Below are 23,401 nucleotides of genomic sequence, written 5' to 3'. Positions count from 1 at the left end.
ACATCAGAATTTTATGACCAGAGCCATGCCATAATTGGGGTCGTTGGTCAGGGGGTTAAGATCCAAGTAAGGTTTAAAGTCGATGGCCAGGTTCTCATCCACATTATATTGTTTCAAATGGGCGTCTACATTGGCATCAATAATGTTTAGGGCATACATGGCAATGGTAATCAACAAGGCCAGATCCCGATCTCGTTGTGCACGCTCTTGGGCATCTTGTAAGGCTTCCAAAGAGAAATCGGGCCCTTCCCCATCACCTGTAATGTCAAAAAACTCGTCTTCCAAGCCCGCACGTCTTCTTTTAAAAGCATCTCGCGCGCGATTGTATTCTGTATTGTTAAAGGAATACACATAGACTCCAGTACCAATGGCACCCCACACTATGGGGGCTTTCCAATACCTTTTGTTGTAAATCTGGCCCAAACCGGGTACTATGGCAGAAAAAAAGGCAGCCTTACTTGGTGCCAACGGATTTATTTTTCTTTTTTCATAGGTCACCTCCTCTATAGTAATACCTTTACCTTCAAGGTCTTGTGCCAAGGAATCAATTTCCGAGGGATGCTCTTGGGGCTGATCATCCTGGGCATGGGAAAAGCTGACAAAAAACAGGCAAGTGCCAAAAAATAGCAGGTTTTTAATCACCAATCAATAATTTTTTTAAACGCTGGAATTCTTCTTTGGAATGGAAAGGAATTACAATTTTTCCTTTTCCATTGGCCGAGGTACTGATGTCTACTTTGGTGGAAAGGTGGGATTTCAAGGCATCAATTCCTTTGGTCACATAATTGGGTACTTCCTTTGAATCACCGGTTTTCTTTACAGAATCGATCCCGTCTTTGGATTCCTTATAGGATTTGACCAGACGCTCTGTTTCCCGAACGGATAAGCCATCGGATACGATTTTTTCGTAAATATTGATTTGGTCCTTTTTCTTGTCGATATTGATGAGTGCCCTCCCGTGACCCATGCTTACAAACCCATCCCGCATACCGGTTTGAATGATGGGATGCAATTTTAGCAGCCGAAGATAATTGGTAATGGTGGAACGTTTTTTTCCCACCCGATCACTCAACTTTTCCTGGGTCACCTGGATTTCATCGATTAAGCGTTGGTAGGACAGTGCAATCTCGATAGGATCCAAATCTTGGCGTTGGATGTTCTCTACCAAGGCCATTTCCAATGATTCCTGGTCATTGGCAATCCGGATGTAAGCGGGAATGGTCTCCAAGCCCACCATTTTGGAGGCGCGGAAACGACGTTCCCCTGAAACCAGTTGGAATTTATTGAAATCCAACTTACGTACCGTAATAGGTTGTATAATTCCCAATTCCCTGATGGAACTGGCCAATTCTTTTAAGGTCTCATCATTGAAGTTGGAACGCGGCTGAAAGGGATTAACCTCTATGGATTCAATTTCCAATTCAACTACATTACCAATAACCTTGTCCGCATTTTTATCGGAAACGGATTGAATGTCGTTCTCCGGATCCTTCAATAGAGCGGACAGGCCTCTTCCCAAAGCCTGCTTTTTGGTTGCTTTCGCCATTTAAACTTTCTCCTTGTTTTTCTTCAATATCTCATTGGCCAAGTTCAAGTAATTGGTTGCCCCCTTGCTACTTGCATCGTATTTGATGATGCTTTCACCATAGCTTGGGGCTTCACTTAGCCTAACGTTTCTTTGGATAATGGTGTCAAAAACCATATCCGCAAAGTGTTTCTTTACTTCCTCAACCACTTGGTTGGAAAGCCTTAATCGAGAGTCATACATGGTTAGGAGCATGCCCTCTATATCCAGGTCGTTGTTGTGTATTTTTTGTACACTTTTTACAGTGTTCAATAGCTTTCCAAGTCCTTCCAAGGCAAAATATTCACATTGGATTGGAATCATTACGGAATCAGCCGCTGTAAGTGCATTAAGCGTTAACAATCCCAAAGATGGCGCACAGTCTATAAGTACAAAATCGTATCGGTCACCCAAATCCCTAAGGGCTTCTTTTAGCATATACTCCCTGTTGTCCTTGTCCACCAATTCAATTTCGATGGCCACAAGGTCTATGTGTGCAGGAATTAGATCCACATTTGGGGAATCCGTTTGGACAATTACATCATCTACACCTAGGGTGTGCTCCAATAACTGATATGTTCCCTGTTCAACCCCATCAACATCAATTCCCAAGCCTGAGGTGGCATTGGCCTGAGGGTCCGCATCAATCAACAACACCTTTTTTTCCAGTACACCAAGTGAGGCTGCAAGGTTTACCGTAGTAGTTGTTTTTCCAACACCGCCCTTCTGATTTGCAATAGCAATTATCTTGCCCATTTCATAGTAAGTTAGGTGCTAAAAATACGATTATTTAAGACGCTAAAAAATGTATTTTGTTAACAGAAGGTGAATAACCTTAACATCTTGCGTTAAAGAAAGTTAAAGTTTTAATTTCTAATAAGTTAAGGGGTATTATCCTATTAAAATCTTTAGGATTTCAATAGCCGCATCGCTGATTTTGGTACCGGGTCCAAACACGGCTACGGCCCCATGTTTCATTAGGTGGTCGTAATCTTGTTTGGGGATAACACCACCCACAATAACCATAATGTCTTCCCTGCCATGATTTTTAAGTTCTTTGACCACTTCAGGCACCAAGGTTTTATGGCCTCCTGCCAAGGAGGAAATCCCTAGGACATGGACATCATTTTCAACGGCCTGTTTGGCAACTTCGGTAGGTGTTTGGAAGAGGGGTCCAATATCCACGTCAAAGCCGAGGTCTGCATAACCTGTTGCCACCACCTTGGCTCCACGATCATGGCCATCCTGCCCTATTTTGGCCACCATGATTCTGGGTCTACGACCTTCTTCCAAAGCAAAGTCATCGGCCATTTGCTTGGCCCGCTCAAAGCTTTCGTCGTTTTTGATCTCTTTGGAATACACGCCTGTAAAGGATTGGATTTTTGCTCGATAGCGCCCAAAGGCCTTTTCCATGGCATCACTTATTTCTCCCAGGGTGGCCCTTGCTTTGGCAGCTTCTACGGCTAAAGCTAGCAAATTTTCTCGATCACTTTCATTTTGCATGGCTTTTTCCGATGCTATTGAAATACGCTCTAGAGCCAGTTTAACCTCTTCTTCTTTTCGTGCTGACCTTAGTTGTTGCAATTGGGCAAGCTGTTGTTTCCTTACCTTATCATTGTCCACTTCCAAAATTTGGAGGTCATCCTCATTTTCGAGCTGATATTTGTTCACTCCGATGATGACATCCTGTCCGCTATCTATTCGAGCTTGTTTTTTGGCAGCTGCTTCCTCAATCCGCATTTTGGGTATCCCAGCTTCTATGGCCTTGGTCATGCCACCTAATTTTTCCACTTCTTGTATCAGTTCCCAAGCTTCTGAAGCGATTTCATGGGTCAACTTTTCAACCACATGGCTTCCGGCCCAGGGATCTACAGTTTTGGTGATATGCGTTTCTTGCTGCAGATATATCTGCGTGTTTCTGGCTATCCTTGCTGAAAAATCCGTGGGTAGTGCTATGGCTTCATCCAAGGCATTGGTATGTAGACTTTGTGTGCCTCCAAACGCTGCTGCCATGGCTTCAATGGTGGTACGTGCCACATTGTTGAAGGGATCTTGCTCGGTCAAACTCCAGCCACTGGTCTGACTATGGGTTCGAAGCATCAGGGATTTTTCATTTTTCGGATTGAAATCCTTGACCAATTTAGCCCAGAGCATACGTCCAGCCCGCATTTTGGCGATTTCCGTGAAATGGTTCATCCCAATCCCCCAGAAAAAAGACAATCGCGGGGCAAAATCATCGATTTTTAGCCCAGCCTTTATTCCGGTGCGGATATATTCGATACCATCCGATAAGGTGTACGCCAACTCCATGGCTGCTGGTGCTCCTGCTTCGTGCATATGGTACCCGGAAATACTAATACTGTTAAATCGGGGCATGTTTTGACTGGTGAACTCAAAAATATCGGCCACCAATTGCATGGATGGAGCAGGAGGGTAGATATAGGTGTTCCGCACCATGAACTCCTTGAGGATGTCGTTTTGTATGGTCCCGGAAAGCTGCTCCATGGATACTCCCTGTTCCAAGGCAGCGACAATGTAAAATGCCATAATTGGAATAACAGCTCCGTTCATTGTCATGGATACCGACATTTTATCCAAGGGAATTCCATCAAAAAGTACCTTCATATCCTCAACGCTGTCAATGGCAACCCCTGCTTTGCCCACATCGCCTACCACACGATCGTTATCGCTATCATAGCCTCGGTGCGTGGGGAGGTCAAACGCAACCGAAAGCCCTTTTTGACCTGCTTCCAAATTCCTTCTATAAAACGCATTGCTTTCCTCAGCTGTGGAGAATCCAGCGTATTGGCGAATGGTCCATGGTCTACGTACGTACATGGTGGAATATGGTCCCCGTAGGAAGGGAGGGATGCCCGCCGCAAAATCAAAATTCTGTTGGGCAGCTGTATCGGTTTCTGGATGTTTTACATCCACTAATTCAAGTTGGGAAACGTCTTTTCTACTCATCGTCCAATCGTTTTATTTCCATCTGCTCCGCCAGCCTCCTTGCTATAATCGGCTCAATCAACGTCTTTCGGGCTTGGGTTTTTACAAAAGGGTAGAGTTCCATATCATCCTTCATTCTGTCCTGTGAATTTTGGAATTTATTGGTTCCTAAAAGCACGATGTTCCCGTCGTTGAACAAGCCTTGTTCCTTGTCGGCACTTTCCTTGATTTTTCGCTGTATGTTGCCCTTTTTCAGCTCGTTTAAAAATCCCCCTGAACTTTCAATTTGTTTGAACAATACCAGAGCTTTTTCTGCCAGCTGTTGGGTAAGCGACTCAACATAATAGGTGCCACCTGCCGCTTTGGCCCCATTGCCAAAATAGCTTTCATCCTTTAAAAGCAGGAGTTGGTTCCTAGCTATTCTGTCCCCAAATTCATTGTCTTTATGATAAATGGCATCGTAAGCTTGGTTATGCACGGTATCTGCACCACCCAAGACAGCGGACATACATTCCGATGTGCTACGAAGCATATTTACATTGTAATCATATAGGGTTTTATTGCGTTGCGTGGGAAATGCCAAAATATGGCAATCCGATGTTATACCGTAGCTTTTGGCCAGCGTCCGCCACAACCATCGTAAGGCTCTTAGCTTTGCAATTTCGAAGAAGTAGTTGCTTCCCACGGAAACTTTAAAAGTGATGGGGAATACGTTCTTCAATGAGGTTGAAGCGGTATTGGAAAAATGATTGAGATACTCGTTGGCATGGGCAAGACCATAGGCCAATTGCTGCACCATGTTCGCCCCCGAGTTTTGATAATGGGAAATAGCTACACTTAAAACACTAAAGTTGCCAAACTTGGATACCATGGCATGGATATCTTCCAGTATTTGGTGGTCCTTTTCCAAATTTTGGTACCAATTTCCGGTTTTCCCCAAATGGCCAATTAAGTCTAAGTGGAAGAAGACAGAGGTGGAATTTCCTTTCAGAAATTCCAGGAACTCTTGTATGACATTTTTATCAAGGGTTTCAAAGTTTAAATGCAACGGATATTTTGATAAATCAATACCTCGAAACAAAGTGGCTATATCCAAATCCTGATCTGGAATGGTGAAAACAAGGCTTTCTGCGCCCCGCTCCAAGCTGTCTATGGCTTTTTTGTTGGCCAGGGAAAAATTTCCTGCATATATGGGTTGCCCGATCTTCCATTCCGAAGACCCTTTTTGTTGAAACGATTTTAGGTTTTCCAAATCTTCAGAATGGTAATAAGGTTTGACCTTGATACCCTCCAAAGATTCCCAAACCAAAGTTTCATTATAATCCGCACCCTTTAGATCATACTGGATTTTTTGCTTCCATTGTTTGGAAGACACTTGAGGGAATTCATTAAATAAATTGGGACTATTCATTTTTTTTGGTCTTAAGACTATCCTCGTATTCTATAAGAAAAATCTCCTCGTTTTCCTTCTTCATATAGTATTTTTCACGAGCAAATTTCTCTAATTCCTCTTGGTCGGAAAGTTTGTCCAGAATGAGCTTGTCATGTTCAATTTCACCTTCCAAAAATTCCTTTTGTTTTTCCAACTTTTTAATTTCCTGGTTCAATTCCCGATGAATTAGCAAGGAATTGGCATCAAAGAAAATCATCCAGATGGCAAATGCTGTCAGGACCAGAACATAAATGTTCCGCATAAATTTGAACCACTTCTTGTTGTACAGATCGTGAATCAGCATATTAGCCTAATCTTTCATTAATAATGGTGCGAACCATATCTACCGCCACCGTATTATAGTGGTTGTTTGGGATGATGATGTCCGCAAATTCCTTTGAAGGTTCTATAAACTGTTGGTGCATGGGTTTTACGGCCGTCTGGTAACGCGTTAGAACCTTGTCCAGATCATGTCCTCTTTCTCTAATATCCCGTTGTAACCTCCGAATCAAACGCTCATCGGAATCGGCATGGACGTATATTTTGATATCAAACATTTCACGCAACAGCGGATTGCTCAATACCAAAATTCCTTCCACGATCATCACCTTTCTTGGATGGGTCAGAATGGTATCTTCCAAACGGGTTTCCTCCACAAACGAATAAATGGGTTTACGAATGGATTTACCTTCCCTTAGTTGCTGTAAGTGGGAAATCAACAATTCAAAATCTATGGAGTTGGGATGATCAAAGTTGATTTGACCGCGTTCTTTCTTAGTCAAATGGGAGAGGTCATTATAGTAAGAATCCTGTGAAATAACACCCACTTCATTGTCGGGTAGTTCCTCAACAATTTGATTAACCACTGTGGTTTTACCGCAACCGGTGCCCCCGGCAATTCCCAAGATCAGCATAATGATAATTTTAACCCCAAAAGTAAGCATTTGATACATTTCTCAATCTGTCATTGCAACTGCATAGTTAGCTTCTTTTTGCCATTCCATGAATGATTATTGTCATGATTCCAGAAAGGAATTAACCATAGCTTTGCCTTGAAATACCGCTTTAATCTTATATTTATATTGACAACCCATGAGCACATTCTTTATGGACAATTCCTTTACAGTCAAGGTCGATGGAGACCTTGAATTTCAGTTATCCAAAGATGAAATTTCTTCTATGGATTCCCTAAAAACGGGGGATGGCGCTTTTCATATTTTGAAGGATGGCATCTCTTATCATATTGAGATTCCCAAGACCAACGGGAATCAGCGACTGTATACCGTTAAGGTGAACGGTACCGAATATCAAGCGGAAATTCAGACCCCACTGGACAAGCTTATCCAAAAAATGGGATTTGCCTCCAACGGTGCCAAAAGTATCAACTCCATAGCAGCACCCATGCCGGGGTTGATTTTGGATATATCGATTGAAGAAGGACAGGAAGTGGCTGAGGATGACCAGTTGGTAGTTTTGGAAGCCATGAAAATGGAAAATATAATTACTTCGCCACGAAAAGGGGTCATTAAAAAAATAGCCGTTAAAGTTGGGGATGCCGTAGAGAAACAACAATTGCTTGTAGAATTTGAATAATTCTTGATATGAAAAAAATACTAGTTGCCAATAGGGGCGAGATTGCCCTTAGGGTAATGCGGACCGCCAAAAAAATGGGAATACGCACTGTGGCAGTCTTTTCCACGGCCGATAGAAATGCACCCCATGTAAGGTTTGCAGATGAGGCCGTTTGTATTGGGGAAGCGCCTTCCAACCAATCCTATTTGTTGGGAGACAAAATCATTGCTGTGGCCAAAGAGCGCCATGTGGATGGCATACATCCAGGATATGGATTCCTAAGTGAAAATGCAGATTTTGCAGAGGCCGTGGAACAAAACGGAATTACGTTTATCGGCCCTAAATCGAAGGCTATACGCATCATGGGAAGCAAACTTGCGGCCAAGGAGGCAGTCAAGGCTTACAATATTCCTATGGTTCCGGGCATTGATGAAGCCATTACCGATGTGGCAAAGGCCCAGGAAATTGCCAATGAAATTGGATACCCCGTTCTGATCAAGGCTTCTGCAGGTGGGGGAGGTAAAGGAATGCGTATCATTGAAAAGGAAGAAGATTTGAAATCGGGAATGGAAAGGGCCATTAGTGAGGCTACTTCTGCTTTTGGCGACGGTTCTGTTTTTGTGGAGAAATATGTCACTTCCCCTCGCCATATCGAAATTCAGGTTATGGCAGATACCCACGGGAATGTGCTTCATTTTTTTGAACGGGAATGTAGTATTCAAAGGCGGCACCAAAAGGTGGTTGAAGAGGCACCTTCGTCCATTTTGACCCCAGAACTTAGGGAAGCCATGGGCGTGGCGGCTACGAAAGTGGCTAAAGCTTGCGATTATATTGGCGCCGGTACCGTGGAGTTTTTAATGGATGCCGACCTTAATTTCTATTTCTTGGAAATGAACACCCGATTGCAAGTGGAGCATCCGGTAACGGAGCTTATTTCGGGAGTTGACCTTGTGGAGCTGCAGATAAAAGTGGCTAGGGGAGAAGCATTGCCGATGAAACAGGAGGATTTGAAAATTCAGGGACATGCCATGGAACTAAGGGTTTACGCCGAAGATCCCCTGAACGATTTCTTACCTAGTGTGGGAACCTTGGAAACCTATCAATTGCCGGTTGGTGAGGGCATTCGGGTGGACAACGGTTTTGAGGAAGGTATGGACATTCCCATATACTACGACCCTATGCTTTCCAAGTTGATTACCTACGGTAAAACCAGGGAGGAATCCATAGAACTGATGTTGGAGGCCATACGGGATTACAAAGTCCAAGGGGTGCAAACCACCTTGCCGTTTGGAGCCTTTGTTATGGAGCATGAGGCGTTCCGTTCTGGGAATTTTGACACCCATTTTGTAAAGGATCATTATTCTCCCGAATTGATTTTGGAACGAAAATCCAAGGAAGCAGAAATGGCTGCGATAATGGCTTTGCGCCAATTTCTAGATGATCAAAAAATTGTTCAACTACCTACAAACTAAAGCATATGGATTCCAAGATAAAAACGCTAAACGATAAGCTGGCCGAAGCCCATTTAGGCGGTGGGGAAAAACGTATCGAAAAACAACATCAAAAGAAAAAACTAACCGCTAGGGAACGTATCCACTACTTACTTGACGAAGGCTCTTTTGAGGAGATGGGCATTTTGGTGACGCATCGGACTACCGATTTTGGTATGGACAAGGAGCAATATTATGGCGATGGGGTAGTCACTGGCTATGGAACCGTTCACGGCAGATTGGTCTATGTGTATGCCCAGGATTTTACGGTTTTTGGTGGAGCCTTATCGGAGACCCATGCAGAGAAAATCTGTAAAGTGATGGATTTGGCGATGAAGGTGGGTGCACCCATTATAGGATTGAACGATTCAGGAGGCGCAAGAATCCAGGAAGGGGTTCGGTCGTTGGGAGGCTATGCGGATATTTTCTACAGGAATGTTCAGGCTTCTGGGGTTATACCTCAAATTTCGGCGGTGATGGGCCCCTGTGCGGGAGGTGCGGTGTATTCCCCCGCCATGACGGATTTCATTGTGATGGTGGAAGAAACCAGCTATATGTTTGTAACTGGGCCAAACGTGGTCAAAACCGTGACCAATGAGGAGGTAACTTCGGAAGAATTGGGAGGTGCCACTACCCATGCGGTTAAATCTGGTGTGGCACATAAAACATCGTCCAATGATGCTTCCTGCTTGGATGACATTCGGAAACTGTTGGAGTATCTACCTCAAAATAATAAGGAAACCACAAAGAAGTTGGATTATGAGTTGGGAGAAGAAGTACGGGAAGAACTTTCGAACATTGTTCCCGACAACCCCAACAAACCTTACGATATGCACGATGTGATCAATGGTATTATTGACCACGATTCGTTCTATGAAATCCATAAGGATTATGCGGAGAATATTATTGTGGGTTTTGCCAGATTGGGGGGTAGGAGTATTGGAATTATTGCCAATCAACCTATGTTTTTAGCTGGAGTTCTTGGTGTAAAAAGCTCCCGAAAGGCTGCCCGGTTTACCCGTTTTTGTGATGCTTTCAATATTCCGTTGTTGGTTTTGGTGGATGTTCCTGGATTTTTACCGGGAACGGATCAGGAATGGTCGGGAATTATCATGCACGGTGCCAAGCTTCTTTATGCACTGAGTGAGGCTACGGTGCCTCGGGTTACCGTAATTACCCGTAAGGCCTACGGCGGTGCCTATGATGTGATGAACTCTAAACACATCGGAGCTGATTTTAATTTTGCATGGCCCACCGCCGAAATTGCTGTAATGGGTGCCAAGGGGGCCAGTGAGATAATTTTTAGGAGGGAGATTGCTGCAGCTGATGACCCAGAGGCCAAGTTGAAGGAGAAAGAAGCGGAATATGCGGACAAGTTTGCCAACCCATATAGGGCAGCACGCAGAGGATTTATAGATGAAATAATCCTACCCAAAAACACCAGGCGAAAATTGTTGAAGGCTTATGCGATGCTTGAGAAAAAGGAGGTGACTGTCCCAAAAAAGAAGCATGGTAATATTCCATTGTGATCCAAGGAATAAACTGGGCGAGATTATAAATTAACGGTTTTACCCGTTTTTACAGATTCATCAGCGGCCAAAACAATTTTTAAACTGTTGACCGCATCCTTCAAATGGTCGGTAAGGTCACGGTCGTTCGTGATGGCGTCCAACAAGTATTCTTGTTCAAGAAGACAAAGTTGGTCATGGTCAGGTTCATCCGCGGTGTTTATTATCTCGTCTTTTTTGGCAAAGTGACCATCCGAGTCCAAAGTACTGTGATGTAGTTTTAAACTTCCCGTTTTTGTATGCCCTTCAATATCTTCGGAGGCTCCCTTATCTGCATCACTGATGGAAACACAACCCTTTGGCCCGATTACATCCTTGATAAAAAAGGCATTCTCACTCATCATAGGTCCCCAACCTGCTTCGTACCATCCTACGGAGCCATCTTCAAAACGTACTTGCAACTGTCCGTAATTGTACATTAGGTCATCAACCTCACCGGACAAACGAGCACCAATAGCGGAAACACTTACGGGATTGGATCGGGTCATTGAACACATGATGTCCACATAATGCACACCGCAGTCCACAATGGGAGACATGGATTGCATTAATTGTTTGTGGGTGTACCATTGCTCCCCCGCACTTTGCTGATTTAGGTTCATTCGCATCACCAACGGTTTGCCCAGGGTTTGAGCCATTTGTACAAATTGGGTCCAGGTTGGATGAACACGAAGAATGTACCCTACTACCATCTTCTTCTTTTGCTTTTGTGCCAGTTCCACCAAACCCTGTGCCTCTTTCACCGTAAGGGCAAGGGGCTTTTCCACAAATACATGGGAGTAGGCTTGCAATGCCTTCTTCACGTAATCAAAATGAGTATCTGGGTAGGTATTGATGGAAACCACGTCCGGTTTTGTCTGGGCAAGTGCTTGGTCATAATCGGAAAATGTGGGAATTCCATTTAATTCTTGGGATAACCGTTCCCGACTTTTAGCTCCTCTACTTACCAGTCCAACAATTTCAAACCCTTCCAATTTATGATAGGCACGGGCATGGGAGGTTCCCATATTGCCACAGCCCACTACCAATGTTTTCAATGTATCCATCACCCTGTAGTTTAATCAAATATAGGCATTCGCCTGCTGTTTTCGGGACTACCAGAGCAGGCAAAATGTTAGATTTTCGGTTGATAAATCAGGGATTGTGAAACCATAACTTTTGACTATCAATCATAACATTAATACTATCATAAATACTTCATTGATTTCTTGGGGATGCCTAATTTTGCGAAATGCAAAAAGAGACCCAAAAACCTAACTTCGAATTCATAGCCATGATGGCCGCCTTGATGTCCATTGTGGCCTTGGCCATTGATGCCCTTTTACCTGCTATCTCAAACATTGGTGAGGCTATTCATAGCTACAGTTCAACAGATAACCAACTGTTGGTAACCATGATTTTTTTGGGACTTGGGGTTGGACAGCTGATTTTTGGCCCTCTTTCGGATTGCTATGGCAGAAAACCCGTGGTTTACTTGGGATTTGTTTTGTTTGCCATAGCCAGTGTAATCTGTGTTTGGGCTCCTTCTTTGGAGGTGATGGTTTTAGGAAGAATTTTACAAGGTATTGGACTATCGGCACCCCGAACTTTGGCCATTTCTATTATTAGGGATACGTATAAAGGGGATTACATGGCCAAGATAATGTCGTTTGTCGTCGCTTTTTTTATTTTGATTCCAGTAATCGCACCAGCTATAGGAAAACTCATTTTGGACGCTTTTGGATGGGAGGCCATTTTTTACATACAGCTCTTTTTTGCCCTTGTGGTGGCCCTGTGGTTTTGGAAAAGGCAGCCGGAAACACTGAAACCGGAATACAAAATTCCATTTACGCGTCACGTGTTTGTAGATGGGGTTCGTGAATTCTTTAAATACAGGGATACTGTTATCTTTACCTTCATCTCAGGCTTGGTCACTGGAGCGTTTTTGGTGTATTTAAGTTCTTCCCAACACATTTTTGAGAATCAATACGACCTCAAGGAGGCCTTTCCATACATATTTGCTGGTTTGGCTATTTCCATTGGCTTGTCCACCTTTATGAACGGTACTTTGGTAATGCGCTATGGTATGCGAAAACTGTCTGTCTTGGCCCTTGCGGTATTTTGTGGGATAGCCATTCTTTATGTATTGCTGTTTTGGGGAACACCCAATCCCAATATCTACATTTTGGTGGGATTCCTTTCCATTCAGTTTTTTTGCCTTGGTTTTATGTGGGGAAATTATCGTTCCATCGCCATGGAACCCATTGGGCACATTGCTGGGATTGGAGCTGCCATCAATGGTTTTGTATCCACCCTGCTGGCCATTCCAATTGCAACTTTTATCGGGGATTTCATTGCTGATAGTGTTTGGCCCCTTTTCGCAGGGTTGGCAATTTGTGGGATTGCATCCTTGCTTCTTGTCATTTCCACCAGAAAACGCAGGCGAGTGGCCTTGACCAACTAAGCTTTCGGGTAGAAAACTTCACCACTGCAGGAATCTTTCTGTGCTCCGGTAACGGAACTTAACACATTGGTTTTACCCTGTTCTTTAAGAACACCCATTAGGGCGAATACGAGTGCTTCTTTATAAGCAATGAGCGTTGGAGACGGTGTATTAACTTCAATGGTTTGTCCCAACTTTTCTTGCAAGGTTTCTTTAAAGAAACTATTTAAGGCTCCCCCGCCAGTAACGAGCATTTTTTGCTTTGGCCCAGTGGCATGTTTTTGTGCTTCCAAAGCAATTTGTTCGCAGTTGTGATGGATGATGGTGTGCAACAAATCGGCATGGCTTGCCTTTGAGGATTCAATTAAGGGAACGATTTCCTCAGTGAACCATTCATAGCCCGTGGATTTTGGATGGGGAAGCTGGTAATAGGACAATGCGTTCAATTGCTCCAATAACTGATTATCCAAATTTCCCGATCGGGCCAACTTTCCATCTTCATCATACGCCATTCCCAACTTCGCAGTGATAAAGTTCAAGGGCATGTTGGCCAGGCCAATATCATAGGCTATTCGTTGACCATCTTTTTCAAAAGACATATTACTGATTCCTCCCAGATTCAGGCAAAAATCATATTCGTGAAACAGCAATCGGTCTCCTATGGGTACCAGGGGTGCACCTTGACCACCCAGAGAAACATCTTTGGTCCTGAAATCACAGATGACCTTCTTTTTTGAATTATTGGCAAGCAACTGTCCATCTCCCAGCTGAAAGGTATAGCCCTCATCAGGTCTATGGTGTGAAGTATGCCCATGACTGGCAATAAAATCAGCATCTAAATCATGCTTTTTTAAGAACTCCAAGGCCTGTTTTCCCAGCCAAATACCATAGTCTTTGTGTAATTGCTCATGATCCTGCTCGGAAAGATGGATGGCATTCTTTAGTTGGTCCCTTAATTGGGGGTCATAGGAAACATCCTTTGTTTTTTCCAACGAAAATTCCCATCCCTTCGCACCTTCCCATAGATGGCAAAAGGCCAAGTCCAACCCATCTAGGGAAGTGCCCGACATTAATCCTAAAACCTGATACTTCTTCATATGGATGTTTTTGACTAGTGGGGAGAAGCGGATTTCATCTGAAAAGGAGGCTTCCCTTTAGCTTCAAATTTATCTTGGAAATGTTCAAAGGCCACCTCTTGGAACACTTTAAAATCTTGATAGGCAATCACTAGGTTTGAATTTGCCTCCAATCCTAGAATATTGCTCACATATGGATTTCCGAACAGATAAATCAGGACATTTTTCTGGGAAATTAATTCATGGATAAATTCCAGTATGGCAGTTTCAAATCCAAATGCCCCCTTGGGTTTAACAGCGGGTGGAAACAAGGCGACGACCACATTTTCATTGTAAGCTACCAATTGCTTTATGTCCGTTAAGTTTTCAGATTTCACATGATGGTATGGTATTTCAAAAGTGTTTTCGATGGATTTGGAAAACAAATTTTCAGCATGGCTACCTATGGAAAGGTTAAGAAATTGACCAGCTTTTAGCGCTTGTGTCGCATTAGCATCTTCATAGCATTCCGTCAACGCAAAACGGGCTAACTTCCGATTTAACTCCTCGGGTGTTATAGGATTTGGCGCCTGTTTGAAAGGGTGCTCCAAAAAAGCTTTTTCCTTCAGTTTCCATACCCTTTTGAAGCTTTCTTCTATGCGTTTCGTAGTAGCAGATTTCAATATTTCGGCTATACCCTCTGTTGGATATTCTGTAAAACACATCATATCCATTCCGGCCTTGAATGCGGCGGCCTCCAAGGTTCCCTTTACGGTATATTGTTTGGAAACGGCATGCATGTTCAGCGCATCGGAAATAATCACTCCATCAAAGCCCAATTCGTTTCTGAGAAGTTCTGTGATTATGGGATAAGAAGTTGTGGATGGATTCCCTGATTTGTCCAGCGATGGTATCGACAGGTGTCCTACCATAACTGAATCAACACCTTCTTGAATGTGCTTGATAAAAGGGAAAAGCTCGTTTTCCATCAAGACTTCCTTGGATTTGTCGATAACGGGTAATCCCAAATGGGAATCCGTTGCCGTATCCCCATGCCCTGGAAAATGTTTAACGGAATTTAGAACCCCGACGCTGGACATTCCTTGGATGTAGGCTAAAGATTTCGAAGTAACACTGTCCTTATCATCGCCAAAGGATCGATACCCTATGACAGGATTTTCTGGATTGTTGTTAATGTCGACCACTGGGGAGAGGTTCCAATGCACTCCAGCGTTAAGACAATCCAAACCAATATGCTTTCCAACATCAAACAGCAAATTATGTTGTTCCTGAACGGCTCCCAGGGTAATGGCATACGGATATTGTGGCGTGTTTTCAATACGCATGGCCAACCCCCATTCAGCGTCAATGGCAATAAGCAAAGGAATGTTTGCCGCTTTTTGATACCGCTCTATGAGTTGCAACAAACGATTGTAGCTCTTCTCGTTGTGAACTACTTTCTTTTTGCCTTCAAAATTTGTCGCAGCACTGGCCCTGCTATGGAAGAAACATATGGCACCAATGTCCAACGTATTGATTAAATACTCCAATTTTTGAACCTCCTCTTCGGTATCATTGATAAATGCTGCAGGCATAAACAATTGACCCACTTTTTGCTTTAAGGTGAGTTGGTTTTTGGCTTCTTCGTATTTGGATAGTAGATCAGTCATGGGATATGGTACTTTTCTTTCCGTAATCAGCAGGGTACTTTAAAAATTTGAGCAACAAAAATGCGGGTAAGGCTGCAATGACTACCCAAACAAAGAATCCATCATAACCCAGCCATTCTTGTATATAACCGCTCAACATACCAGGCAGCATCATCCCCAAGGCCATAAAACCTGTTGCTATGGCATAGTGGGAGGTTTTGGAAGCCCCTTCAGCAATATAGATGAGATAGATCAAAAAAGCAGCGAACCCAAATCCATAACCAAATTGCTCTACCACAACAGTTCCCACCACAGCAACCAGACTGGAGGTTTTGGTAATTGCCAGCATGGCATAGAGGATATTGGGCAGGTTTAGGGATAATAGCATGGGGAGCATCCATTTTTTAAGTCCATCCCTAGAAATTAATATTCCCCCAATGATCCCGCCCAAGGAAAGCATGATTACTCCCACGGTTCCGTAAATGGTTCCTACGGCCTCTGTGGAATAAGCCAATCCACCGACTTCTTTTTCATCCAAAAGAAAAGGGGAGGCCATTTTTACCAATTGCGATTCTCCCAACCGATAGGTTAGTATAAACAACAAGGCGATGCCAATCTGTTTTTTTCTGAAGAACGAAGCAAATACTTCCCAAAAATTGTTGGGCTTGTCTGTGTTTTGATTGGGAGCGGTTTCAAACTTGGGTGCAGCAAAGAAATTGGAAATGGTAAGAATAAGCATGAGAACGGCTGCACAAATCATGGTGAGCGACCACGCTTTGGTATTATCCCCATACCGGTTTTCCAGAAAGCCTGCAAAAATGACCAGAAGTCCTTGCCCTGTCACCATGGCCAAACGATAAAAGGTACTTCGCATCCCGATAAAGAAGGACTGTTTTTTTTGGGTGAGACCTATCATATAATATCCGTCCGAGGCGATGTCATTGGTTGCCGAAGCAAACGCGGCCATCCAGAAAAATGCAAGGGAAATCACAAAGAATGCATTGGTGGGGAGCGAAAGTCCTATGCCCAGAAAGGCCAAGGAGACCAGCAGTTGCATGGCTAAAAACCATTTTCGTTTGGTGCCGTTTAAATCCACAAAAGGACTCCAAATGGGTTTTAATACCCATGGTAAATAGAGCCAGCTGGTGTATAGTCCAATTTCTGCATTGCCCACACCCAAACGCTTGTACATGATTACCGAAACCGTTACAATAAGGATATAGGGAATTCCCTGTGTAAAATAAAGGATGGGTACCCAGACCCAGGCTCTTTTGTCTTTCTTTGCAATGCTCATCTAAGTTAACTTCATTGGATTTCGACTTATGGTGTTTGAATCAATAAAACCTCACTTTCATTTCCGTAGGCGTCGGATATGCTAATGCCCATGGGACTTTTAATGTTGTTTGCTTCCAAACATATACTTTGTTCCCCTTCGGATAAATACTTTTTCTGGCTTAAGATGGCATCCTCCCTTTCAAAACCACTCTTGGACCGATAGAGGTTAAGGAATCTTGGTACGGAGTCATTGTGCGAAATGCAAAGTTCCACGGTCTTGTTGTGCCTTTTATAGGATGCCAGGGATGGCTGCAAAATCTTCCTTTTGGTTTTAACCAAGCCAACCGGATTGCGGGAAGGTAAGGGATAAAATTTACGCTTTAGGGTGTTTACGACCCTATCATGTTTGCTGATTAAAGATTTGGCGCTAAAAAAAATGTTGCCATCAATCTTATCCTGATTTCGGGCTAGATTAAGTTGTTTGGGTATTTCGTTTCTACGTTTCCAAGCTTTATCCGCATTGTTTTTGATTTTGTAGGTGCCATTCCCAACATACAGATGGGAGCCTTTTGAGTTGTTGGCCCACCACTGGGTAATAATCCGATGTGATGCAAGAGGGTAGTCCATGCTCCAATACACTTGCGGAGCCAGATAATCCAGCCAGCCCTTTTCAGTCCAAAGAAGCGGGTCGGCGTAAAGATCTTCATAAGTAGTCTGTCCCGCTTTGGTGTTTGAACCCTTGGGATCCGTATCGCTGTTTTTCCAAACGCCAAAGGGACTAATTCCAAATTGTACCCAGGGTTTGTGCTTTTTTATGGTGCTGTGGACATTCTTAACCAAGGAATCCACATTGCTGCGCCTCCAATCCTCCAAATTTTGATTGGGAAGGCCAAATTTTTTGTAGGTGATGGAATCATTGAAGACCTCTCCTTTGATTCTGTAAGGATAGAAATAGTCGTCAAAATGAATGGCATCAACCTGATAATTTTGAACCAACTCGGCAATAATTGTATTGAACTTCTCCCTTACTTCGGGTAGACCAGGATTGTAGTAATACTTCTTGCCATACTTTACCATCCAATCTGGATGTTGGTAAAAATCGTGCTCATTGGAAAGTGAAAGAGTGTCCAAATCTACGGTTGCACGATAGGGATTCAACCAAGCATGAAATTCCATTCCACGTTTATGTGTTTCCTCAATCATCCATTGCAACGGATATTCAAATGCTTTTGGAGGCTTGCCTTGTTCACCTGTTAAATATTTGGACCATGGAGAAAGTTGGGAGGGATATAAAGCATCTCCTGCTGTCCGAATCTGAACTATGGCGGCATTGAAGTTAAGGTCTTCGTAGAAATCCAAAATACGGATAAAATCCGCTTTCTTTTTGGCAGTATTGTCATTGGGGTTTTTGGGCCAGTCAATGTTGGCTACCGTAGCGATCCAAACCCCTCTAAATTCAGTTTTTGGGGCGGTTGTTGTGGTTCTGAATACAGAACAGGAGAAGAAAAGAACGGGGAAGATTAAATATGCAATGTTGCGCATGGATAAAGAAAAAGGCCTACTCTTCAATAAAAGTAGGCCTTTTTAAACGGATTATTTGAAATTGTACCGTACAAATCCTTCCATGGCTTCGTACTCTGCCATTCCCAGTTGGTTATATTTTCTTGCGGTATCCTTATTGCGCTCTTCGGCTCTCATCCAGAACTCGCGGGAATCATCACCTTGGAACATGACCCCGTCTTTTTGTGACTGGTGACAGAATATGGCCAATCTTTTACGGAGCACCTGGTCAGGACTCATGGGGACCGCCATTTCAATTTCGTGGGTGTCCCATTCGTGCCAAGCACCTCTGTACAGCCATACCCAGCAATCATCCATGTAGGATTCCTCCTTTAGTTCTTCCAAGGCAGCAAACAAGGCATCCAAACAGGTCTTGTGCGTACCGTGCGGGTCGGCCAGGTCACCCGCAGCGTAAATTTGATGCGGTTTAATGCTTTTGATAAGGTCTACCATGATTTTCACATCGGCATCCGAAAGATCATTTTTCTTGATAGCCCCGGTTTCATAAAAGGGAAGATCTAAAAAGTGCACGTTGGCATCATCCAATCCAAAGTAACGGGTGGCAGCAAAAGACTCACCACGCCTGATGTTTCCTTTCAGTTTTCTTACTTCAACAGGGTCAAAATCAGCTTCTTTTTTCGCTTTTATGGAATCGATAATGGTTTGGGCTTCCTCAGAAGGATTGATGGATTTGGCAATTTCTGCAAATTTCAAAGCTTCTGTATCAGAAACTGCAATGTTCCCTGAAGTCTGATATGCTATATGGACCTCATGCCCTTGTTGCACCAATCGGTCAAAAGTACCTCCCATGGAAATAACATCGTCATCAGGGTGGGGGCTAAAAATGATGACCCGTTTGCTTTCCGGTAGCGCCCTTTCAGGTCTATTGGTATCATCAGCATTCGGTTTACCTCCAGGCCATCCTGTAATGGTATGCTGTAGTCGGTTGAACATTTTAATATTTAGGTCATAGGAATCTTGGGAGGTTAGAAGACCTGACATTCCATTATCGTTATAATCCTTATCGGTCAAACTCAAGATGGATTTTCCCGTTTGTCTGCATAACCAAACGATGGCTTTGGCGGTCAATTGCTCGTTCCATGTGAGGGATTCATCCACTAACCATGGGGTTTTGTGACGCGTAAGTTCACTTGCCGCTCCGGTATCCAAAACAAAGGTGCAGTTGGTGTGTTCTTGAAGGTAGGTGGCAGGAACATGCGAGGAAATCTCGCCCTCTATGGTTTTTTTGATGATATCTGCCTTGTTTGGTCCCCATCCGAGCAAAACAATTCTTTTGGCACTCATGACCGTGGCAATACCCATGGTAATGGCCCTTCGAGGAACATTATCTATGCCCAAGAATGCAGGTGCAGCATCTACACGGGTAATATGATCCAGGGTAATGACCCTTGTTGCAGAATTGTGGTGGGAACCAGGTTCGTTAAACCCGATATGGCCCGTTCGCCCAATTCCCAGAAGCTGAAAATCCAATCCACCAGCTTCCTTAATTTTTCTTTCATAATCCAAACAATGCTCTATGATGGCATCGCCAGTAACCGTGCCATTAGGGATATGTACGTTTTTGGGGTCTATGTCGATATGATTGAACAAGTGTTCATGCATAAAGTAGTGGTAACTCTGTCTGTTGTCCTTTTCCATGGGCAAATACTCATCCAGGTTAAAGGAAATAACATTGGAAAAACTAAGTCCTTCCTCATTGTGCATTCGCACCAATTCCCTGTATACACTGATTGGAGAGGAGCCCGTGGCCAATCCGAGCACGCAATTTTTACCCTTTGCCTGCTTTTCTTTGATCAAGTCCGCAATTTCCTTGGCCACCACGGCGGAGCCATCCGCAGAATTTTCAAAGATGATGTTGTGAATTTTTTCAAAACGGGTTTCCTCAAATCGCCCTGCTGGTTTATACGAGATATCCACTTTTCCCTTTTTTACTGTTGCTGTTTCCATGAAACCTGATTTTCGATGTGCTTGGTTACTATTATTTGCTGGTTTTGAACTGCAAAAATAGAAAATAAAATCAAAAATTGCTGTTTTTTGCAAGTAATTTGCAATGTTTTGCTTTTTTTAATCATTTAGTAACATTAAATTCGAATTAAACAGCATAAAATGGGATTGTTTTCTTTACATTTGATCTTGAATTAACACGCTGCTTACATGCTTAAAGAGGAAAGACAGCATACTATCTTAAATGAAGTGGAGCTTCATAACCGGGTTCTGCTCACCGATTTGGCAGAAAAACTCGATGTTTCCATAGACACGGTTCGAAGGGATGTCAAGGAGTTGGATGGAGAGAACAAGTTGGTCAAGGTTCATGGAGGCGCAGTTTCTACTGGATTTGCGAACCATAGCCCTGCCAGAAACAATGTTTACGCCTTGGAGGAAAAAATCATGATTGCCCAAAAGGCGACTTCCTTTTTAAAAGAGAACAGTGTTATTCTAATTGATGGGGGGACAACTTGCCTGGAATTGGCAAGATTGCTACCAACCAAGATTAACTTGACCTGTTTTACCCTTAGTCTTCCTGTGGCCATGGAACTTTTGGGGAAACCCAATGTGGAGACCATTTTTATTGGGGGGATGTTGTCTAAAAATTCTCAGATAGCCATCGGCTCCAATGCCATTCATAATCTATCCCAAATAAAGGTGGATTATGGCTTTATTGGAACTGGCTATGTGGACTCAGCATTTGGGTTAACGGAATTTGACTGGGATATTGTCCAAACCAAGAAAGCGGTAATCCAGGCTTCCAAAAAAACTGTGCTTTTGTGCATTTCAGAAAAATTGAATTCGCAACACCGGTTCAAAACCTGTGATTTAAATATGATCAATACCATGATTACTGAATTGGAACCGGAACATCCGCTATTGGAAAGTTTTAAAAATCAAGACCTATACCTATTATAATATGACAGATTATATCAAAATTACCGAGCGTTCTTCCAACCATGATCATTTGGAAAAGATGTCCACCAGTGAAATTTTGGAAGGTATCAACCAAGAAGATAAGGGAGTTGCGGAAGCTGTTGAGCAAGTATTGCCCAAATTGGCCCAGCTTATTGATGGTATTGTGGAACGTTTTGAAAAGGGAGGGCGCCTGTTTTACATAGGTGCCGGTACCAGCGGTCGGTTGGGAATTCTGGATGCTTCGGAAATACCACCCACCTTTGGGATGCCGCATGATCGGGTCATAGGTCTAATGGCGGGAGGCGATGTTGCCATCCGTAAATCTGTGGAGCATGCAGAGGATGATACCCAACAGGCTTGGAAAGATTTAATGGAATATAATATCAATGCCAATGATTCTTTAGTGGGTATTGCCGCTTCGGGAACCACCCCATATGTTTTAGGCGGAATTGCAGATGCCAAAAAACATGGGATTCTAACGGGCGGGATTACCAACAACCCAGGGTCACCTTTGGCGCAATTGGCTGACGTTCCCATCGAAATCAACGTGGGACCGGAATTTTTGACCGGGAGTACCCGCATGAAAAGTGGTACCAGCCAAAAACTGGCACTGAACATGATTTCCACTGCTTTGATGATTCGCGCCGGTAGGGTGAAAGGGAACAAAATGGTAAACATGCAACTGAGCAACAATAAGTTGGTAGATCGTGGTACCCGCTACCTAGTGGAAGCCCTTGGATTGGATTATGCCGAAGCGCAAAAGGCCTTAAAAGAGCATGGCTCGGTAAAGAATGCTATCGAGGCATTGAAATAGTGGGTACTATTTGGGATTCAAACGATAGATTCCTTTTCCTTCTATCCCAACATAAATAAAACCGTCCGGGGCTTGTCTTACATTTCGAACACGACCCATGCCGTCCAGTAATTTCTCTCGGTAGACTACTTTGTTGTTTTCAATGACCAAACGCTCCAGATACTGAAAGGCCAAGGAACCTACCAGAAGATTTCCGCTCCATTTAGGGTATTTATCCGAAGATACAAAGGCCATTCCACTGGGGCCAATGGAGGGTGTCCATTGATATACAGGTTGTTCCATACCTGGCCTGGAGGTTTCATCGGTGATTTTTGTACCACTATAGTTAATGCCGTAGGTAATCACCGGCCAGCCATAGTTTTTGCCTTTTTGAACCAAGTTGATTTCGTCACCTCCCCGGGGACCATGCTCGTGCTCCCATAATTTACCGGTATTGGGATGAAGTGTCAAACCTTGCGGGTTTCTATGGCCATAGCTGAAGATTGCGGTTTTCGCTCCTGACTTATCTGCAAAAGGATTGTCTTTGGGAATGCTGCCATCATCATGGATGCGATAGATTTTTCCACCATCCCTCCTTATGCTTTGCGGGTTAACATCCCTGTTTCCACGATCTCCTACTGAAAAGTACAGGTATCCCTCTCGGTCAAATTCCAATCTGGAACCAAAATGTTGTCCTTTGGTTGTATTAGGTTCGGCTTTATAAAGGAGTTGGTGATCCGTAAGTTGATTGCCCGAAAGCTTCGCTCTGGAAATTGCAGTGTTGCCACCTTTGCCATTTCCTTCAGAAGATGCATAGGAAAAATAAATCCACCCGTTTTCCTCATAATTGGGGTGTAGTTCAATATCCAAAAACCCACCTTGTCCACGGACATAAATGTTCGGAATGTTTGAAATTTGAGTGGTATTTCCATCTTTATAATGGAATAATTTCCCTGATTTTTCGGTAACAAGAATTTCCCCATTTGGCAAAAATGCCATACCCCAAGGGTTTTGAATGTCCTGAATTACCAAATGTGTAGTAAAATCAATGCTTTCGGGAAGATTTATGCCCTTATCTGAATTTTGGGCACAAGATGTATTAAGCATTACAACGAATAAATAAGGAAGAATGGCACTTTTTTTCATAATT

The 23,401-nt window shown here is 43.4% G+C and carries 20 protein-coding genes; 6 read left to right on the top strand and 14 right to left on the bottom strand.

The window, feature by feature from the left end:
• Positions 1–3: 3 nt before the first annotated feature.
• From ACRHOZ_RS02935 to udk, 7 genes are all read right to left on the bottom strand, one after another.
• On the bottom strand, positions 4–642 hold the full coding sequence (locus ACRHOZ_RS02935; RefSeq protein WP_431122188.1) for a DUF5683 domain-containing protein: 639 nt from the start codon (positions 640–642) through the stop codon (positions 4–6).
• Positions 635–1,546, bottom strand: coding sequence for a ParB/RepB/Spo0J family partition protein (locus ACRHOZ_RS02930; RefSeq protein ID WP_431122186.1), 912 nt, complete (start codon positions 1,544–1,546; stop codon positions 635–637). The genes ACRHOZ_RS02935 and ACRHOZ_RS02930 overlap by 8 nt, the downstream gene beginning before the upstream one ends.
• The gene (locus ACRHOZ_RS02925; protein WP_420400234.1) at positions 1,547–2,320 is read right to left on the bottom strand and encodes a ParA family protein; all 774 of its coding nucleotides are present in this window, start codon (positions 2,318–2,320) and stop codon (positions 1,547–1,549) included.
• A gap of 135 nt (positions 2,321–2,455) precedes the next feature.
• Entirely contained in the window at positions 2,456–4,531 is a 2,076-nt protein-coding gene (gene scpA, locus ACRHOZ_RS02920) for a methylmalonyl-CoA mutase (RefSeq protein WP_431122182.1), read from the bottom strand.
• Positions 4,524–5,921 (bottom strand): methylmalonyl-CoA mutase subunit beta, encoded by a 1,398-nt coding sequence (locus tag ACRHOZ_RS02915; protein ID WP_431122179.1) that lies wholly within the window; start codon positions 5,919–5,921, stop codon positions 4,524–4,526. Before ACRHOZ_RS02915 ends, scpA begins: the two co-directional genes overlap by 8 nt.
• A complete protein-coding gene (locus tag ACRHOZ_RS02910; RefSeq protein ID WP_420400231.1) occupies positions 5,914–6,246 on the bottom strand; it encodes an FtsB family cell division protein in 333 nt (110 codons plus the stop codon). The genes ACRHOZ_RS02915 and ACRHOZ_RS02910 overlap by 8 nt, the downstream gene beginning before the upstream one ends.
• A 1-nt stretch (position 6,247) precedes the next feature.
• A complete protein-coding gene (gene udk / locus ACRHOZ_RS02905; protein ID WP_431122176.1) occupies positions 6,248–6,856 on the bottom strand; it encodes a uridine kinase in 609 nt (202 codons plus the stop codon).
• Positions 6,857–7,034: 178 nt separating this feature from the next.
• Between udk and ACRHOZ_RS02900 the strand changes: the two genes are divergently transcribed.
• The 3 genes from ACRHOZ_RS02900 to ACRHOZ_RS02890 are packed head-to-tail and all read left to right on the top strand — an operon-like array spanning position 7,035 to position 10,533.
• On the top strand, positions 7,035–7,535 hold the full coding sequence (locus ACRHOZ_RS02900; RefSeq protein ID WP_420400229.1) for an acetyl-CoA carboxylase biotin carboxyl carrier protein subunit: 501 nt from the start codon (positions 7,035–7,037) through the stop codon (positions 7,533–7,535).
• Between the two features lie 8 nt (positions 7,536–7,543).
• The gene (accC, locus tag ACRHOZ_RS02895) at positions 7,544–8,986 is read left to right on the top strand and encodes an acetyl-CoA carboxylase biotin carboxylase subunit (protein WP_431122173.1); all 1,443 of its coding nucleotides are present in this window, start codon (positions 7,544–7,546) and stop codon (positions 8,984–8,986) included.
• Positions 8,987–8,991: 5 nt separating this feature from the next.
• The gene (locus tag ACRHOZ_RS02890) at positions 8,992–10,533 is read left to right on the top strand and encodes an acyl-CoA carboxylase subunit beta (protein ID WP_431122171.1); all 1,542 of its coding nucleotides are present in this window, start codon (positions 8,992–8,994) and stop codon (positions 10,531–10,533) included.
• 23 nt (positions 10,534–10,556) lie between these two features.
• On the opposite strand, the gene ACRHOZ_RS02885 is transcribed toward ACRHOZ_RS02890, so the two are convergent.
• Positions 10,557–11,618 carry a Gfo/Idh/MocA family protein gene (locus ACRHOZ_RS02885; protein WP_431122168.1) on the bottom strand — a complete coding sequence of 354 codons (1,062 nt, stop codon included), beginning with the start codon at positions 11,616–11,618 and terminating at the stop codon, positions 10,557–10,559.
• 185 nt (positions 11,619–11,803) lie between these two features.
• Here ACRHOZ_RS02885 and ACRHOZ_RS02880 point away from each other — a divergent pair, with 185 nt between their 5' ends.
• Positions 11,804–13,015 carry a multidrug effflux MFS transporter gene (locus ACRHOZ_RS02880; protein WP_431122165.1) on the top strand — a complete coding sequence of 404 codons (1,212 nt, stop codon included), beginning with the start codon at positions 11,804–11,806 and terminating at the stop codon, positions 13,013–13,015.
• Here the strand turns inward: ACRHOZ_RS02880 and ACRHOZ_RS02875 are convergent.
• The 5 genes from ACRHOZ_RS02875 to nagB are packed head-to-tail and all read right to left on the bottom strand — an operon-like array spanning position 13,012 to position 20,501.
• Complete coding sequence (locus ACRHOZ_RS02875) at positions 13,012–14,091, bottom strand: anhydro-N-acetylmuramic acid kinase (RefSeq protein WP_431122162.1); 1,080 nt, start codon at positions 14,089–14,091, stop codon at positions 13,012–13,014. The two genes, ACRHOZ_RS02880 and ACRHOZ_RS02875, sit on opposite strands and share 4 nt — an antisense overlap.
• Before the next feature lie 14 nt (positions 14,092–14,105).
• A complete protein-coding gene (locus ACRHOZ_RS02870; protein ID WP_431122160.1) occupies positions 14,106–15,719 on the bottom strand; it encodes a glycoside hydrolase family 3 protein in 1,614 nt (537 codons plus the stop codon).
• Positions 15,712–16,992 carry an MFS transporter gene (locus ACRHOZ_RS02865; RefSeq protein ID WP_431122157.1) on the bottom strand — a complete coding sequence of 427 codons (1,281 nt, stop codon included), beginning with the start codon at positions 16,990–16,992 and terminating at the stop codon, positions 15,712–15,714. Before ACRHOZ_RS02865 ends, ACRHOZ_RS02870 begins: the two co-directional genes overlap by 8 nt.
• 26 nt (positions 16,993–17,018) lie before the next feature.
• Positions 17,019–18,515 (bottom strand): glycoside hydrolase family 10 protein, encoded by a 1,497-nt coding sequence (locus ACRHOZ_RS02860; RefSeq protein ID WP_431122155.1) that lies wholly within the window; start codon positions 18,513–18,515, stop codon positions 17,019–17,021.
• 51 nt (positions 18,516–18,566) lie between these two features.
• On the bottom strand, positions 18,567–20,501 hold the full coding sequence (gene nagB, locus ACRHOZ_RS02855; RefSeq protein WP_431122153.1) for a glucosamine-6-phosphate deaminase: 1,935 nt from the start codon (positions 20,499–20,501) through the stop codon (positions 18,567–18,569).
• Between the two features lie 207 nt (positions 20,502–20,708).
• On the opposite strand from nagB, the gene ACRHOZ_RS02850 reads away from it, so the two are divergent.
• Both ACRHOZ_RS02850 and murQ read left to right on the top strand, forming a co-directional pair.
• Positions 20,709–21,458: a DeoR/GlpR family DNA-binding transcription regulator gene (locus ACRHOZ_RS02850; RefSeq protein ID WP_431122150.1), complete on the top strand. Its 750-nt coding sequence runs from the start codon at positions 20,709–20,711 to the stop codon at positions 21,456–21,458.
• A 1-nt stretch (position 21,459) separates the two neighbouring features.
• Positions 21,460–22,272 (top strand): N-acetylmuramic acid 6-phosphate etherase, encoded by an 813-nt coding sequence (gene murQ / locus ACRHOZ_RS02845; protein ID WP_431122148.1) that lies wholly within the window; start codon positions 21,460–21,462, stop codon positions 22,270–22,272.
• Positions 22,273–22,278: 6 nt separating this feature from the next.
• On the opposite strand, the gene ACRHOZ_RS02840 is transcribed toward murQ, so the two are convergent.
• Complete coding sequence (locus ACRHOZ_RS02840) at positions 22,279–23,397, bottom strand: PQQ-dependent sugar dehydrogenase (RefSeq protein ID WP_431122146.1); 1,119 nt, start codon at positions 23,395–23,397, stop codon at positions 22,279–22,281.
• Positions 23,398–23,401 lie beyond the last annotated feature (4 nt).

The sequence above is a fragment of the Flagellimonas flava genome (assembly GCF_050617915.1).
Taxonomy (GTDB): domain Bacteria; phylum Bacteroidota; class Bacteroidia; order Flavobacteriales; family Flavobacteriaceae; genus Flagellimonas; species Flagellimonas flava_A.
Note: the sequence above shows the minus strand (reverse complement) of the source record. Positions and strands in the feature narration are given on the sequence as shown.